At 64.5% G+C, this 13,992-nt stretch carries 16 protein-coding genes and 1 pseudogene; all 17 read right to left on the reverse strand.

What is annotated here, in order from left to right; translation table 11 throughout:
* Positions 1 to 111 precede the first annotated feature (111 nt).
* The 17 genes and pseudogenes from C7H84_RS28830 to C7H84_RS28910 all read right to left on the reverse strand — a co-directional run bounded on the left by C7H84_RS28830 (position 112) and on the right by C7H84_RS28910 (position 13,992).
* Complete coding sequence (locus tag C7H84_RS28830) at positions 112 to 606, reverse strand: DUF2514 family protein (protein WP_121861985.1); 495 nt, start codon at positions 604 to 606, stop codon at positions 112 to 114.
* On the reverse strand, positions 603 to 1,097 hold the full coding sequence (locus tag C7H84_RS28835) for a glycoside hydrolase family 104 protein (RefSeq protein ID WP_121861986.1): 495 nt from the start codon (positions 1,095 to 1,097) through the stop codon (positions 603 to 605). Before C7H84_RS28835 ends, C7H84_RS28830 begins: the two co-directional genes overlap by 4 nt.
* 2 nt (positions 1,098 to 1,099) lie before the next feature.
* Positions 1,100 to 1,384 (reverse strand): phage holin family protein, encoded by a 285-nt coding sequence (locus C7H84_RS28840; protein ID WP_121861987.1) that lies wholly within the window; start codon positions 1,382 to 1,384, stop codon positions 1,100 to 1,102.
* Positions 1,385 to 1,460: 76 nt separating this feature from the next.
* Complete coding sequence (locus C7H84_RS28845; RefSeq protein ID WP_121861988.1) at positions 1,461 to 2,510, reverse strand: contractile injection system protein, VgrG/Pvc8 family; 1,050 nt, start codon at positions 2,508 to 2,510, stop codon at positions 1,461 to 1,463.
* A gap of 22 nt (positions 2,511 to 2,532) precedes the next feature.
* On the reverse strand, positions 2,533 to 2,739 hold the full coding sequence (locus C7H84_RS28850) for a tail protein X (RefSeq protein ID WP_121861989.1): 207 nt from the start codon (positions 2,737 to 2,739) through the stop codon (positions 2,533 to 2,535).
* Positions 2,714 to 3,592 carry a phage tail protein gene (locus C7H84_RS28855; RefSeq protein WP_121861990.1) on the reverse strand — a complete coding sequence of 293 codons (879 nt, stop codon included), beginning with the start codon at positions 3,590 to 3,592 and terminating at the stop codon, positions 2,714 to 2,716. The genes C7H84_RS28850 and C7H84_RS28855 overlap by 26 nt, the downstream gene beginning before the upstream one ends.
* Before the next feature lie 11 nt (positions 3,593 to 3,603).
* A pseudogene (locus C7H84_RS28860) lies at positions 3,604 to 6,037 on the reverse strand (phage tail tape measure protein).
* An 80-nt stretch (positions 6,038 to 6,117) separates the two neighbouring features.
* Positions 6,118 to 6,420, reverse strand: a complete 303-nt coding sequence (locus tag C7H84_RS28865; RefSeq protein WP_121861991.1) for a phage tail assembly protein — start codon at positions 6,418 to 6,420, stop codon at positions 6,118 to 6,120.
* Between the two features lie 86 nt (positions 6,421 to 6,506).
* Positions 6,507 to 7,010, reverse strand: a complete 504-nt coding sequence (locus C7H84_RS28870) for a phage major tail tube protein (RefSeq protein ID WP_121861992.1) — start codon at positions 7,008 to 7,010, stop codon at positions 6,507 to 6,509.
* A 10-nt stretch (positions 7,011 to 7,020) separates the two neighbouring features.
* Entirely contained in the window at positions 7,021 to 8,190 is a 1,170-nt protein-coding gene (locus tag C7H84_RS28875; RefSeq protein WP_121861993.1) for a phage tail sheath family protein, read from the reverse strand.
* Positions 8,191 to 8,269: 79 nt separating this feature from the next.
* Positions 8,270 to 8,989: a tail fiber assembly protein gene (locus C7H84_RS28880; RefSeq protein ID WP_346428398.1), complete on the reverse strand. Its 720-nt coding sequence runs from the start codon at positions 8,987 to 8,989 to the stop codon at positions 8,270 to 8,272.
* A gap of 55 nt (positions 8,990 to 9,044) precedes the next feature.
* Positions 9,045 to 11,267 carry a phage tail protein gene (locus tag C7H84_RS28885; protein WP_121861995.1) on the reverse strand — a complete coding sequence of 741 codons (2,223 nt, stop codon included), beginning with the start codon at positions 11,265 to 11,267 and terminating at the stop codon, positions 9,045 to 9,047.
* The gene (locus C7H84_RS28890) at positions 11,255 to 11,833 is read right to left on the reverse strand and encodes a phage tail protein I (protein WP_121861996.1); all 579 of its coding nucleotides are present in this window, start codon (positions 11,831 to 11,833) and stop codon (positions 11,255 to 11,257) included. Before C7H84_RS28890 ends, C7H84_RS28885 begins: the two co-directional genes overlap by 13 nt.
* Entirely contained in the window at positions 11,823 to 12,719 is an 897-nt protein-coding gene (locus C7H84_RS28895; RefSeq protein WP_121861997.1) for a baseplate J/gp47 family protein, read from the reverse strand. The genes C7H84_RS28890 and C7H84_RS28895 overlap by 11 nt, the downstream gene beginning before the upstream one ends.
* Entirely contained in the window at positions 12,716 to 13,051 is a 336-nt protein-coding gene (locus C7H84_RS28900) for a GPW/gp25 family protein (RefSeq protein ID WP_121861998.1), read from the reverse strand. Before C7H84_RS28900 ends, C7H84_RS28895 begins: the two co-directional genes overlap by 4 nt.
* The gene (locus C7H84_RS28905; RefSeq protein ID WP_121861999.1) at positions 13,051 to 13,251 is read right to left on the reverse strand and encodes a hypothetical protein; all 201 of its coding nucleotides are present in this window, start codon (positions 13,249 to 13,251) and stop codon (positions 13,051 to 13,053) included. The genes C7H84_RS28900 and C7H84_RS28905 overlap by 1 nt, the downstream gene beginning before the upstream one ends.
* A gap of 60 nt (positions 13,252 to 13,311) precedes the next feature.
* Complete coding sequence (locus C7H84_RS28910) at positions 13,312 to 13,992, reverse strand: phage baseplate assembly protein V (RefSeq protein ID WP_121862000.1); 681 nt, start codon at positions 13,990 to 13,992, stop codon at positions 13,312 to 13,314.

Raw genomic sequence — 13,992 nt, forward strand, 5'->3', positions numbered from 1 at the left:
CGCGTTCATATAGATTCACTGGCTAGCTCAGTGGAAAGGCGACCGGGTAAATGCGCGAACATTCCCCCGGTCGCCCTGTTTCTTCAAGACCGCTCGGTCTCGAACGCCGCGTTACTGCGGCAGTGTGATGTGTGCCTCGCCGATCAACGCGTCGTAACTGCGCTCGCACTGCTGGCCGGCGATACCCCGCTCGTCAGCGATCTTCGCCAGCTCCCCCGCGCGCTCGTCAGCCCGGCCGAACAAGTCGGCAAGCAAATCGAGGGCGTCGCCGGTTGCCGGGCTTCCGGCCGCAGCGCCGGTACGTCGAGCGTCGGCAACGAGTGTGGCGACCCGCTTACGCATGCTGTCAGCCACACCATCGGCAACAGCAGCATCAGCGCGTGCCTGATCACGTTCTTTCGCAGCATTGGTTGCGATCTCCTGTTGAGCCGCCACCAGGCGGCCAAATTCGTCACGTTCGGCCCGCAGATCGCCGATCTGCTTAGCCTGATCGGCGATCTTGGCGGACTGGTCCGCATCCCGGTGCCCCTTGAAATACCCGCACGCCGAACCGGCAATGACGCCGGCAACGACGAGCAGCCAGATACGCGCGTCGATCCATGTCATGCGACCACCTCCCCGCCTGCCGCGCGGTACGCAGCCAGCAAATGTTCGATCTTGTTTTCGTGCTGGCCGTACCCGGCCCCCGGCAGACTGGCCCAAACGTTCGACACCTTCGCCACCGCCTCGCGGAACCGGCCGGCGTCGATCAACGGCAGTGCGCCGTGCTCGCGCAGCTGCTGGAGTGCATATCGGTCCTGCGAGATGGGACCGAAGTCCGGCAGCTTCATCTGCGCCTGATAGATCCGCCACCAACGCGCCAGGATTTGATAGCGGCCGGCGGCCGTCGACGCCACCGGGATCTGCCGGTTGAGCACGTTCGGATGCGTCGCATAGCCGGAGAACAGCAGCGGGCGCGACGGCGTCGAGCCGACGAGCACGTTGTAGCCGTCGTCCGACTTCGCCAGCAACGCCGAGCCAATCTCGCTTACCGCGATGGTGTCGAGAAACGCCACACGGTTCTTTCCCCCAGCGGCGGCAACACTGATTCGCGCCATCGTCACTTCTCCCCAAACAGACGCTTTGCGTTCCGGCGCAGCAGCACTTCGAGGTACTGCGATCCGACAATGCCAAGCGCGCTCCCGAGGCCGAGCAGCGCGATCGGCGGCAGATCCGGGATCTGCAGCAACGCGAGCCCTGCCACCATCGACGTTGCAGACCCCAACACCGCACGGCCAGCGACGAGCCGAAACGTCAAATGTTCACTACCCACCAACACCTTCGCGATCCCGATCAATCCGCCCATGATGATCAGCTCCAGAATTGTCTTTTCGTGGTCCTGCATCGGTTCCCCTTTGCCCGATAAAAACAAAGGCCGCTCCGGTTACCCGTGAGCGGCCTTCAGTACGATGCGCGACGTTTTACTTCGGCGCCGGCACCACCAGATCGATCTTCTTGCCCTTCTTCTTCCCGTGCCCGACCTTCGCTTTCCCCTTGTTCCCTCCGTTCAATGTGACCACCGTGATCCATCCGCGTGATGCGAACGTGTGTTCGACCGACTCGATCAGAAACTCGCCGTCGACGCCGGTCTTGAAGCCCTTCAGCGCGATCGTCTTTTCGGCCGACAGGTCTGCCCGGCCGCGCATCGTGAGCCTGCTCGTCGACGTGTGCCGATTGAGCGTAGCCAGTCGCGAGGTCGCACCGGCTTTCGCGGCTTCCGGACTTGCGAACGCATGTCGCTCGGTATGCACGGCGGACGCACCTGGCGGCGCATCGGGATTCGGTATCGTCAGGTCGATCTTCTTCCCGGTCTTGCGGTCGTGGACCTTCGTGCGAACGGCCGCGAAGCTCGCGCGATCCGGGAAATTGATGTCGTAGTCGAGCAGATCGCCGGGCGTGAGCGTGACGATCGGCAGCGGCTTGCCGCTCGCGCTCTTGCCGCCACCACGCGGCAACACGATCAGCTTGCCGGCCTTCACCGTCGCCGTCGCACCGTACTGACGAGCCACGCGCGTGATGAAGTGCAGATCGCTCTCGCCGAACTGGTCGATACGCGGCACTACGACATCGACGTCGCACGCGGCCGACCACTTGTTCCGCCGCGCGACGTCGCCGACGATGTCGGCCAGCTTCGCGTTCGACCAGCTCCCGTAGCGCTGCGTCTTCGACGTCGCCCGCATGTTCGCGGGCTTGCCGCGAATCACCACACTGGCCGGCGGCCCACGCACACCGACCTCGTCGACGGCATATTCGCCGAGCATCGACAGCCCCTGACCTTCCCATCCGATCGACACCTTCAGCGTCGCGCCTTTCGGCGGAAACTCGATGCGGCCGTCGCGATCGTCGAGCGTGATCGTGCATTCATCCGCGTCCAGCCCCGGTTTGTCGACCGACCGGATTTCGAGCACGCGGTCCTGAATCACCTTGGTCACATCCGCGCCGTTCGCGATGATTTGAAATATCGCTTCCATCGCCCCTCACTCATCTCACTTACTACGTCCAGAGCTGGACCGATTCAACACGCGGCGCATCGAGATCCGGCAGCACGATCTCGACGCCAGCCGGGAACGGCTGCGCTCGAGCCGCCAGCCCCGGATTCGCGTCGTACACCGCCTCGACCGTGCCCTGCAACGTCCCGTAGTAACGAAAGCACAGCGTGTCGAGCACGTCACCGTCAGACGTTCGTAAAGTCTTCGCCATAGCGGCCGAACTCCACAGAGAAGGTTTGCTTGCGCGGCAAGCCGTCTACGAGCAGCGCGTCCTGCTCCTCCTCGATCGACTGCAGGAGCCACCGGCCGAGCACGTCGCCGTCACCCGTCGTGAGCTGCACCGGCTTCATGCGTCCGCCGATCTCGCGCAACCGGTGGATCTGCTTCGTGCCGGCCCCGAGCGCCGGAAACACGACGCCCGATAGCGTGATCGTTTCGCCCCCAACGCTCACCGCCTGCAGCGCCTCCTGCCGATTCAGGCGCTCCTGCGAGGCAACCCGATACCGCGTCGCCCGTCGCAGCTTGTCGTACGCGGCCGTCGACAGGTTGAAGTGGAACGCGTCGCCGGCATCGGTCGTCATCGACATCAGGTGCGGCGTACTAGACGCCGCCCCGCCGACCAGGCCAGAGAGCATCGAGCCGACGCCCGTCGACTTCACTACACCGAGCACCGCCGAGTCCTTGATGCCGACCGCCGCGTTGAACTGATTCCACGCGCCTCCGAGCGCCGACTTCACGCTGTCAGCGGCAGCCCGCACAAGGGGGAAACTCGGCCCGTCAACGACCTTCAGGATCGAGCCGATCGATGCCTGCGTCGCGTTGAAGCTGCGCAGCACCGTGCCGACCTGCGGGAGCAAGTCACCCGCCACCGACAGCGCACCCGATGCGCCGGTCAGCAGCTCGGCCGCGCTGCTCAGATTGCCGGACGCGAGACGCTGGAGCATGTCGACCGTCGACATGCTCGCCGTGCGGTTCCGGTCGAATATGCGAACCATCTGACGCACGCGCTCGGTCGCAATCCCCGCCTGCGTTGCTGCGCCCGTAATTTGTCGAATGACTTCCATCGGCCCTCCCGTTACATATGCGGCGCATCGAACATGGCCGTTCGCGCGTTCGCCTTGCGTTGATGCTCGTCCATCATGCGGGTCAGCGCCGGACTGACCTGCGCGAGGAACCTGTTCGCCATGTCGGTGTCGCTCGCTTCGATCTTCACGTGAAAGACCGGCGCGAACGTGTTGGCCTGCTCAATACGCGGTCCCGGCCGAGCGCCGACACCCGCACCATCGGGCACGAGCGTCTTCGCCTTCGCGAGCGCGGCTGCGTTCGCCGGCGTCTCGTCAGGTTTGTGATCCAGCACCTTGCGCGAGATCGCACTGAACAGCTTGTCGCCGGCAAACGTGCCGACAGCGCCACCGATGACGCCCAGTACCGCCGAGCCGATCGGCCCGCCGAGCGCCCCCACCATCGCACCGATCTTCGCGCCCGCAACACCACCAGCAAGGCTGCCTGCGATGCCCGCAAATCGGTTCGCCTTCTGCGTGCTCGTGTCGGTGCTCGACGCAACGGCGTACGCTTCACGCGCGGCAAGGCCGAGTTTCAGCACGGTGCCGGCCACCGCGAGCTTTCCGGCATACGGTGCAACACGACCGAACAATGCTCGGCCTGCGCCGATCATTCGCCCGATGCGCCCGCCCCGCGCAGCACCACGCGCCACACGTCCGGCTCGCCCACCGCCGACCAGATCGCCAAAGCTGCCCGCTGCCGGTTCCACCGCCGGGCATATTGACGACGAACACGCGCTGCACGCCCCCCGCTGCACCAGCGCCCCCACCGAGCGCATCGAGCGCCCGGCCCACGGCCCCGCGTGCCCCACCGGCCCGTTCAGACGCTGCTCGGCTGCCCCGCGCGAGCACGGTGCCGCGCGCGATGTCGATCGCGCCTCGGCCAATGCTCCAAAGTGCCTTTGCTCCACGAAACGCAAGCACGGCGCTCGCGATGCCGACGACAGCTGCCGTCGCTTTCGGTGCACCGTCGGCGACGGACTGGATGCTGCTACCGAGCGCCTTCGCGCCCTCGCCGACGCGATCCGTGATCGGACGCAGCGCATCGCCAATGCTGCGCATCGCGTCGTCCCACCGCTGCCCGACCTCGCTCCAGATTTGCTTCGACGTCTCGCGGCGGGCCGCCAGATCCTTCTCGATCTCGCCGCTTGCCTGCTGCGCATTGCGCTTCAGGTTCGCGTACAGGTCCGCGTTCTGCATGTACGCGGTCAGCGCCGCCTTGACCTGCATGTCGTTGAACAAGTCTCCGGTCTTCATCGTTTCGGCGAACGCGGCCATCTGCGCCTGACGCTTGGCCGGATCCATCTCCGAATTGAACTGCTTGGCCGCTGCAGCGAGCTGCTTCGCCTTCGCCGGGTCGACGCGCTCGATGTACGCGCGTGCGAGCACGAACGACGCTTCGAGCGTCGACCAGCCCTTGCCGATCGCCTCCCGCATCTTCGCCTGGTAGTCGACGCCAGCCTTCTCGTAATTGCGCTCGGTCTCGCCTGAGCCGATCTTTGAGAACCAATTTTTGAGGTTGTTCGCCGCTTCGTCGGAGCTGCCCGCCGTCTTCATCTGCACCTGGAGCATCGCGCCGAGCTGCGTCACCGAGTCCTGCCCCGTGATGCCGATCTTCTTCATTTCGGCGAGCAGGACCGGGAACCATCGCGCCATGTCGACCGATTCGAACGATCCTTCCTTGCCGAGATACGCAATCGCTTCGAGCGCCTTCGCCATCTGGCGCGGGTCGACGATCTCCGCGTTCTGCTGCAGCGCCTGGATCATCTTTGCGGTCTCGACCGTCGTCGCCCCTTGGCCGATCGAGAACTTCGCGACGAGCGGCGCGAAGTTGAGCGCGCGATCCAGATCCATGCCGCCCGCAACCATCTGGTTGACGGCGTCCGCCAGCTCGTTGCGGCCGATACCGTTCGCGCCGGCGTCGAGCCTGATCCGCGTCCCCATCGCCGCCTCTTCCTGCGTACGCGCGATGCCGGCCTTGATCGCGATGTCGCGAATGATCGCCTGATAGTTCGCCGCGATCGTCGCTGGCACCGCAACCGCAGCCGTCAGCTTCACCGCGTCGCCGATCACCCCGCGCCCGGCCTCCTGACCGGCCGCCAGCCGCTCGTATCCGGACGTTTTCAGTTCGAGTCCGCGCGTCGTCCGGCCGAGCCGCGCATACGCGCGATCGAGCCGGTCGACCTCGATGCCGGCGTCCCTCAGCGATTTCAGATTGCTGTCGAGCTTGCGACGGATTCCGTCCGCTGCGCTATCTCCCGTCGATTGCAGCCGCCGAAACTCGTCCTGCAGGCGCATCGTCTCGCCGATCTGGCGCTGCCAGAGCCGGGAGTCATTCGCCCGCTTCTTCATCGCATCGATCTTCGACGACGTGTCGGTGATCGCCTTGCCGAACGTCGCCGACACGGCCCCGCCGATCACGATACCAAGCGCTAAATCCTTCGCCATCCCGGCCCCCTCAATCCGTCAGCCACCAGAGCATGTCGTCGACCGTCATCTCGTCGATCGACGTCGGCGACATGCCGTATTCATGCGCGAGGCGCTTCGCCAGCGCCTTGAGCGTCTTTCGGTCCAGCTTTGCGTACGGATCGAAAGGAGTAGTAGGCGTCCTGCACGCGCTCGTAGTCGGCCATGTCCATCTCTTCGATGTCGTCCGGCGAGACGTCGGCCAGCGTCGCGAACAGGATCAGCTCCTGCTGCTCGGCATCGTTCGGTGCGAGCTTCTGCGCACCGCGCATGTCGCGCACCTTCGGCCGGCGCAGCGTGAAGCTGTCGCACTCCACACCATTGAGTTTGATCGGATAGGTAAGCTTGACCGTGACCTTTTCCATTGCAGTTCCTGAAATGAAAAATGGCGAGCCGTCGGCTCGCCATTGATTGAAGAAAGTAGCTTTGCTGCGTGTCCATCGGATGACGGCTACATACCGAGTCCCTTCCGGACTTCGGCGAGCTGGTCGACACCGTTGATCACGCGCTTGCACGCGAAGATGTCGATCTCGTGCAAGATCGCGCCCGCGACCTCCAGCTTGTAGTAGTCGCACGACACGCTGAACTTCGCCTCGACCTTGTCGCCGGGCTTCCAGTCGCCAGGATCCACTTCGTGCAGCATGCCGCGCAAATACACGGCGACGTTCTTCGTCTTGCCGCTACGGTCCATGAATACCGCGCGAAACACGCCGTTGAACGCACCCTGATCCACCAGCCCGAAAAAGCGCAGCACCTCATACTCCATCGTCGCCATCGCGAACGATGCATCGAGCGGTTCCATCCCCTGATCGACCTTGACTGCTGCGTCCATGCCACCTGCGCGGTAGTCGTCCGTCTTGATCTTCAGCTTGGGCGGCGTCACGCTCATGACGCGCCCCGCATATCCGCGCCCGTCGACGTGCGCGCTGCAGTTGTACAGCGTTTCCGGAATCATCGTCGCTCCCTTAGATCTGGTTATCGAGCACTTCGGTCAGCCACTGATTCGTGACCTCGAAGCGGAAAATCGGGTTCTCGGCCGGCGGGACATCCGTGAATCGAATGTTCCAGTACACCTTGCCGTCTTCGAGCTGGCTCGCCGCGTTCAGCTCCGGGTCCGGGTAGACCTCGAAGTTGATCAGCGCGCCCTGGCGCTTCAGGTCGCGCATGAACGCGCGCAGCCCTTCGGTCACGTCGCTCACATAGGTCGACGTGATGCCGCGGTCGACCGCCCATTTGTGCCCGGCCTGCACCGCGTCCATCACGATGTCGAGTGTGCGCACGCGCGTGACGAACTTCCATTTCGCGTCGCTCGACAGCGTGCGGTTGCCCCAGAGCCGATACCCGCCGTCGCGAATGATCGTCGCGATGTTCGCGTTGTTCAGCAGGTTCGCGCGGCACGTCGCATCACCGTCCAGGTATTCGATCGGTCGGGCCGTTCCAGTGATCTCGACGATCTCCTTGTTCGACGGCGACGCCCAAAAGCCGATCTTCGCGTCGGTCTGGCAGAACAGGCCCGCCGCATACGCCGATGCCGACATGGCGATCTCGCCGTTCGTCGCGTTGTCCCATGCCTTCGCGCCGGGATCGACCAAGTACAGGCGTTTGCTGCCGAAGTTTTTGGCATACGCGAGCGCGGCCTCGTCATCGGTGTTCGGCCCGTCGATGACGGCAACAGCGCGCAGCTTGCCGGCGAGCGAATCGGCCGCCGTCGCGACGGGCTGCTTCGACGAGTGCCCAGGTGCGATCAGCAGTCGCGGTTGCGTGTTGAATCGCGACTTCGCATCGAGCAACGCCTGCATGCCGGTGCGCGCACCACCGGCCGAGACCCCGCCGATAACCGCCGACGTGAGCTGCGCCACGTCGGCCGCTGCCGGCACACCCACCGCGATAACGACAGCGCTGCTCTGCGCATAGATCGCACGGGCCGCACGCGCAATCGCGCTCTGCTCACCAAACGCCTGCACCGCCTCGCGATAACTGGTCAGTTGCACGGGGACATTCGGCTGTGCCAGATCCGGGCCGGGCGTGTAGGTGGCTGTCATACCGACAACCGACGAGGACGGCACCGCGATCGTGCGCGGGCCGGTATCAACGAGCGTCGTCGTGACGCCGTGGAAAAAGGAAGTCGCTGCCATGCGGATCTCCAGAAATGAAAAAAGCCGCTCGATTGAGCGGCTTACGAAAACGGGGCGGCGCATCATTGCGCCGGGAAAGTTACTTTGCGTCGACGTCGACTGCCGGTGCGGTATCGCTCAGGCTTTCGCTATCGGCCGGCGCCGTGGGCTCGGCATCGGCCGGCGCTTCGTCCGGGCCGCGTGACCGAGCGGCTTCCTCCTCACGAGGCGCGGCTTCCTCAGCTTCGCGAGCAGCTTTCGCCTCGCGCTCGGCCTCTACCTTGGCAAGCACCGCCTGCGGATCAGGTTCGTCCGGCCATACGATGTCGTTCGGGAAGCTCGGCAGATCCACGACGCGCACAAGTGCGACCTGGTACGCGGCCCAAGCGTCGAACATCGCCTCGTCGACGTCGGTGAGCAGCCCCGCTGCACGCGCGTCCATCTTGCCGAGATTTCGCTGACGCGCTTGTTCCATGCGCGCGTAGAAGTCCGACATCGCGGCGGCTCGCACCCGCTCCGCAACAATCGCCTCGTCAACGACCCACGCGCCATCCCGCCAGACGTACTCGTCGGACGGGCGCGGTACCTCGGTCAATCCCGCATCTTCGGGGCTAACGCCTGCGACCGTGATCTCGCCCGGCTCACCCGTATCGGTTCGATACAAGCGGACACCGCGATAGTCGGGCTGCATCGTCCACTTGCCGTCCTGCCAGAATGGCCACGAACGCGTCGGCACTTCCGGCAAAGGTGTGAGCGTGCAGAATGCCGGAACGAGATACCGATCTGCGCTCATCGGATCGCGCTCGGCGAGAAAGCTCACCACGTAGCGTCCCGTCAGGTTGTCGTACTGATTGCAAAGCATGTTCTACCTCGATTTAGTAAGCACGGATCATGGCGAGCAACGCAACGTTGCGCGGGCGGCTCTCGTTGCCGCCGTCCGCCCCGATACTGATCGTGTGAGAGTGAGCACCGGCCGCGCCGATTCCGACGTTGTGCGCGTGGTTGCCGTCCGCCGCGATCGAGATCCCCGTGCCAGAGCCGGACGATCCGAAGTTGTCACCCTGATCCCAGTTGTACGGGCCGCTGCCCTGCCCGTAGCTCGTTCCGACGACACCGACACGACCAATCCGCGTGCTGTGCGCGTGCCCCGGATCGTTGACCCCGTGAGCGTGAACACCTTGGGCGTCCGTCCATGCACTGTGAGAGTGATCGCCGACAGCGGCGGCAGACGCACCGTGCGCGTGCGAGCGGTTCAAGCTGTCCTGCCAACTGCCGATCTGTCGCTGTGCATCCGCGCCGCGCGCGTCATCCCAGCAACGAATGAACTCGCCGCGAAGATCCGGCAGTCGGAACGTCGTGTTGCCGTCGCCCGTGGAAAAGCAACCGTGTCGGCCCTTACCCCAATCGACGTCCGCGACGATCGCACCACTTGCCTGCGCATACGCCCACAACAGCGGATAGTCGGCCCGTTTCAGCTCGGTGCCGTTCAGCTTCAGGAATCCCGCGCGCGGCGCAGTTCGGGCCTCCCAGACAATCTGTCCGATCTGCACATCGGCGACCGCCGCTGCGAACCATGCCGACGTGATCAGCTTGTTCGAGTTGTCGCCTGCCGGCGGAGACACGGCCGTGACCATGCCCCCGATCTGCAGTTGCGTGGACCCGTCATCGCCGACCTTCCCGACCACGACGCGTCCGCCCTGCGGCATCAATTGCAACGTGCCGAGCGCGTAGCTCGAACCGCGAGTGACGTTGATCGCGGCTTGCGAGTTGGTGTACGCGTCACTGGCCGTTCGAACGGCCAGCGAGCCATCCGCACCGTGGATCACTTCCCACGTTTTCTGATCGGTCGGCGCACCTTCCCGCACCAGCTGCACCGATGTCTGCCCGGCACCTCCCCCGTTCGATGCAACGAGCGCACCTGCCGAATGGCTGCTCTTGAGCGCGCCCTTGTTTTGAAACGACGAACGCCCGTCATCCCACGCGCCCCCGGACAACACGCGCCCGCTGTTCGGGGCCAGCTCAACGGTCTTGATCGACGTGCTGAGATTGGCCCGCGTGATACGCACGGCGGGGATGCCGGTCGTCCACTCGTCGTCGACCGCGCGGATGCTCACGCTGTCGTTGTTCGACTGGATGTCCCACAGCTTCATGTCCTTGTCAGCGCTCGCCGATTTGAGGACGATATCGCCACCGGTGTTGGCACCGAGCGTGACCCCGGAGCCGTAATCCTTCGCCTTACCGGCACCGCCGCCGAAATAGCCGACGCCCGCGGATTCCACGTTGCCGGCGAACCGCGCATAGCCACCGAAGATCGTGCCGCAACCGGTGCCATCGATACGGACAGCGCCGGTATCGAGCGACCACGAGAACGGTCGAAAGTCGTTGTACGTGCCGTTCGCGTCGCCCTTGTTCGTCGACAAAAACCATGCGCTCTTGTTGTCATTGCGCAGCATGACGCCGTAGTCGGTACCTACCGCACGAAATTGCGCACCAGTGCCGTTCGCATCGTAGCCCGCGCTACGAATACCCCCGTTTGCACCGATCGAGCCCTGCACGCGTACTGCATCTTGACCGTTATCGGCGGCACCGCCGATCAACCATCGGCCTTCCGGCGTGATCCGGCCACGTTCGGTCCCGCCCGCAATCAGCGAGAGCCACCCAGCAGCGCCGAGCGTCAGGTTGTTGCCGAGCATGACAACGTACGGAACACCTTGTGCACCGAGCTGGACGTGCCCGTCTCCCGGAGAAAACATCCCGGAGTCCGGGTCGCCGTCGAACGCAAAACCGGCGTTGTTCGTGTTGTTCGGCGTCATTGCGCCGGCCTTGCCGAGCAGCTTCCCCTTCATCGCGTCGCCAGCTTTCGCGATCTTGTCGGTGCCGAGATCAGCGATCTTCTTGTCCGTCGCATCCGCCCGATTACCGAGCCCGGTAATCGCCTTGTCGGCCGAATCGGCACGATCCTTCAGGTAACGCGTGCGGTTGGCAAGTTGCTTGGTCGGCACGTTGTCGACGCCATCCGGGCCGCCTTGCACGGGATCGGACGTCTCAAACTGATAGACGCCGTCCTCCCACTTACTTTCTTCTTTCAGATTGGCCATGTACCGATCACCCCTCGCGTAAATTGACCATTGCGCGTCGCGACACCGTTGTGTCGGATCGCGACCTCAGAAAAGTCGAGCCACGCGAGCCGGCTGCGAGCCGGCGCGTAGCGTTCGATCGCCCGCTTCAGGTTCTCGCCCTGATCGCGCGTCACCGGCCGACGCAGCTTCACGATGTACTCGGCCCACGCGGTCGAGCCGCCGTGCAGATATCGGCCGTTGCGCGTGGCCGATCCGTCACGGCGCTTGATCTGCCGCCCCTCCTGAATATCGATCTCGCCGAAACCGAGCCGCCGCACGATCTCGCGAATCGCCCACGGCGTACCCTTCTTCTGGTAGATCGCCAGCGACGACTTGATCAGCGCTCGGCGGGCGTCTTCGGACTCCGCGAGCTCCCACCCGTCGACCGCGAGCGACCATGCGAGCCACGGCAGGAACGCGGCCGGGCAGCGATCCGCATCCCAAAGCGTCCGAATCAATTCCGGATTGACGCTCGGGCGCATCACCTGCGCGAGCGCCGCTTCGAGACTCGTCTGGTTGGTTGGCAGCAGTGCTTCAGTCGTCATCGGCCACCTTTGGATTGAGCACGATCGACGTGCACCGTGCGAACTGGTCGATCGCACATACAACATCGGCGGCCGGTGACTTCAGGTCGACGCGCACGACACCCGACGCTTTCGGATGTAATGCACCGGTTACGGCCGAGCGCGGCATGCCGACACGCAACGCTTCGCCTGCCGCAACAGCAATATCCAGATCCTGCCGACGGGCAGTGATCACGACACCCGGATCCGGTCCCCGCCCAACGTGCACATCGGCGACGATTGTGTAATTCACGGGCCGGGCCGCGACGACCCGCAGCGTGTCGTTCAGCGGTCGACAGTCTTCTGGCGAAAGTGCCCGGCGCACGGTGTCGAGCAAGGCTGCGCTCGCCACGCCATCGTTCGAATACGACTTCACGACCACGCGAACCACACCGGCCTCGGGCCGGTCGACGCGCACGTCGGCAACGTCCGGCGACGCATCCATCGCAAGCGATCGATACGCTCCGAACGGGCCGGCCGTCGACGATCGCTCAATGCCCATCTGGGTGCGCAATCGCAACCGGTCATCGCGCTCGTTGGTCGCTGGAACGGGTGGATGTGCCTCGGGGTCGCCAGGGTCGACCGTCTCCCGTTTCAGATTCCAGAGCACCGCAAGGTGTTCAAGATCCGCGCCGGTCGAGTAGGCCAGTAACACCGCACGCGCTGCATCGTTCACACGCGCACGAAACCGCACTTCGTCGTATGCGGCCAGCTCAATTAGCTTCACGGCCGGATCGGATTCAAGCGCGGCCGTCCAGTCGGGATAGATACTCTTGAAATGCTGGAGCTTGAGCTGATACGCGGCCTCAAAGTCCAGCGTTTCGACGAGATCGGGCGGATCAAGCGCCGACAGATCGATGACTGTCATGTCGTCACCTCGAATACGACGTCATCGCCGTTGTACTGCCCGGCGATTCGAAAAGTTACTTTGCCGTCCACGACCGACAGCACGTTGACGCGGTCCAGCGCAATGCGCGGTTCCCATCGGGCGATCGCGCGTGCGGATTCGGCCTGTGCCGCTGAAATCCATCCGCGCGTGATCGGCAAGTCGACCATCGCCGGGAGGTCCGATCCATACTCGGGCCGCTCGCGGCGCGTGCCCTTGCGCGTGCTCAGAATGTCCGCGATGCTCTGGACGAGATGGTCAACGCCACCGATCAAACGGCCCGTGCGACGGCACATTCCGAACAGTGCGGGCATTACTGCACCTTCGTCGGCACGCGCTTGAAGCACCCCCGCGATTCGAGATACGCGATGTGCTCCGGCTGCGTGACTTGCGTCTTGCCGGCCAGGACCGCGACGTGCGAGCCGTCGGGAAATACGATCACGCGGCTGCGGAACTCGGTATCGATGAATGTGACGGGCGTCGCCGCCCTGTCTTGCTGTGCGTCTTTCGCCATAGCGCCCTCTACAAACGAAAAACCCCGCACGCGGCGGGGTTCAAAGTCACTTTGAATGGATCAGAGCGGCGGACTGACCAGCTCGCCGTCGCCCTGCTCGCGGTGTCTGTGTTTGCTGACCGACTTTCCGGCCGCGACAACGTCGTGGGTGAAGTCAGCGCCGCCCTTGACCTTCACCGCAACGCCACCGCCCTCGCCCGCATTGCCCTGCATGCCGCCGTTGAAGGTCAGCAACTGCTCGGTCGTCGTGTTGCCGGTGAACGTCGAGTCGGGCACGTCGGCGAGCAGCTTCTCCGTACGCAGCACTGCGCCGTCCGCCTTCAGCTCGAACTCCGTCCTGCCGATGCGAAACACGATCCGGCCGCCGGCCGGCACCGACAGCACGTATTCATGGCTCGCGTGGTTGTATTGCTCAAACGCGCCGTCCGGGTAGTCGGTCGCCGTCTCGTCCGGGCTGGACCGCCCCGAGCCACCGTGCTGCTCCGTGTAGTAGCCCGGCGCGACGAACGCGCCTGCGAGATCGCCGGACGGTGCCCAAAGCGCGACCTCCTCGTCGACCGACGGCGGACGCCACTGCCGGACCTTCCCGGCCGCACCGGCCTGCCATTTGAGCCAGTCGCTCACCCAATCGCCGATGCGCACCTTCACGCGCGGCGGATCGTACGTGACCGCCTCGACCACGGCGGACTGCGTCAGGCACGCCATGCGACGATCCATCTCGCCCAGCTCGAAGTCGCTCAT

Origin of the sequence: Burkholderia sp. Nafp2/4-1b (assembly GCF_003635165.1) — a bacterium.
GTDB lineage: Bacteria > Pseudomonadota > Gammaproteobacteria > Burkholderiales > Burkholderiaceae > Burkholderia.

What these genes read in the sequence shown, in the direction of transcription:
- C7H84_RS28830 (WP_121861985.1), bottom strand. Translation starts at nt 606, where the DNA reads ATGACATGGATCGACGCGCGTATCTGGCTGCTCGTCGTTGCCGGCGTC.
- C7H84_RS28835 (WP_121861986.1), bottom strand. Translation starts at nt 1,097, where the DNA reads ATGGCGCGAATCAGTGTTGCCGCCGCTGGGGGAAAGAACCGTGTGGCG.
- C7H84_RS28840 (WP_121861987.1), bottom strand. Translation starts at nt 1,384, where the DNA reads ATGCAGGACCACGAAAAGACAATTCTGGAGCTGATCATCATGGGCGGA.
- C7H84_RS28845 (WP_121861988.1), bottom strand. Translation starts at nt 2,510, where the DNA reads ATGGAAGCGATATTTCAAATCATCGCGAACGGCGCGGATGTGACCAAG.
- C7H84_RS28850 (WP_121861989.1), bottom strand. Translation starts at nt 2,739, where the DNA reads ATGGCGAAGACTTTACGAACGTCTGACGGTGACGTGCTCGACACGCTG.
- C7H84_RS28855 (WP_121861990.1), bottom strand. Translation starts at nt 3,592, where the DNA reads ATGGAAGTCATTCGACAAATTACGGGCGCAGCAACGCAGGCGGGGATT.
- C7H84_RS28865 (WP_121861991.1), bottom strand. Translation starts at nt 6,420, where the DNA reads ATGGAAAAGGTCACGGTCAAGCTTACCTATCCGATCAAACTCAATGGT.
- C7H84_RS28870 (WP_121861992.1), bottom strand. Translation starts at nt 7,010, where the DNA reads ATGATTCCGGAAACGCTGTACAACTGCAGCGCGCACGTCGACGGGCGC.
- C7H84_RS28875 (WP_121861993.1), bottom strand. Translation starts at nt 8,190, where the DNA reads ATGGCAGCGACTTCCTTTTTCCACGGCGTCACGACGACGCTCGTTGAT.
- C7H84_RS28885 (WP_121861995.1), bottom strand. Translation starts at nt 11,267, where the DNA reads ATGGCCAATCTGAAAGAAGAAAGTAAGTGGGAGGACGGCGTCTATCAG.
- C7H84_RS28890 (WP_121861996.1), bottom strand. Translation starts at nt 11,833, where the DNA reads ATGACGACTGAAGCACTGCTGCCAACCAACCAGACGAGTCTCGAAGCG.
- C7H84_RS28895 (WP_121861997.1), bottom strand. Translation starts at nt 12,719, where the DNA reads ATGACAGTCATCGATCTGTCGGCGCTTGATCCGCCCGATCTCGTCGAA.
- C7H84_RS28900 (WP_121861998.1), bottom strand. Translation starts at nt 13,051, where the DNA reads ATGCCCGCACTGTTCGGAATGTGCCGTCGCACGGGCCGTTTGATCGGT.
- C7H84_RS28905 (WP_121861999.1), bottom strand. Translation starts at nt 13,251, where the DNA reads ATGGCGAAAGACGCACAGCAAGACAGGGCGGCGACGCCCGTCACATTC.
- C7H84_RS28910 (WP_121862000.1), bottom strand. Translation starts at nt 13,992, where the DNA reads ATGAGCGACTTCGAGCTGGGCGAGATGGATCGTCGCATGGCGTGCCTG.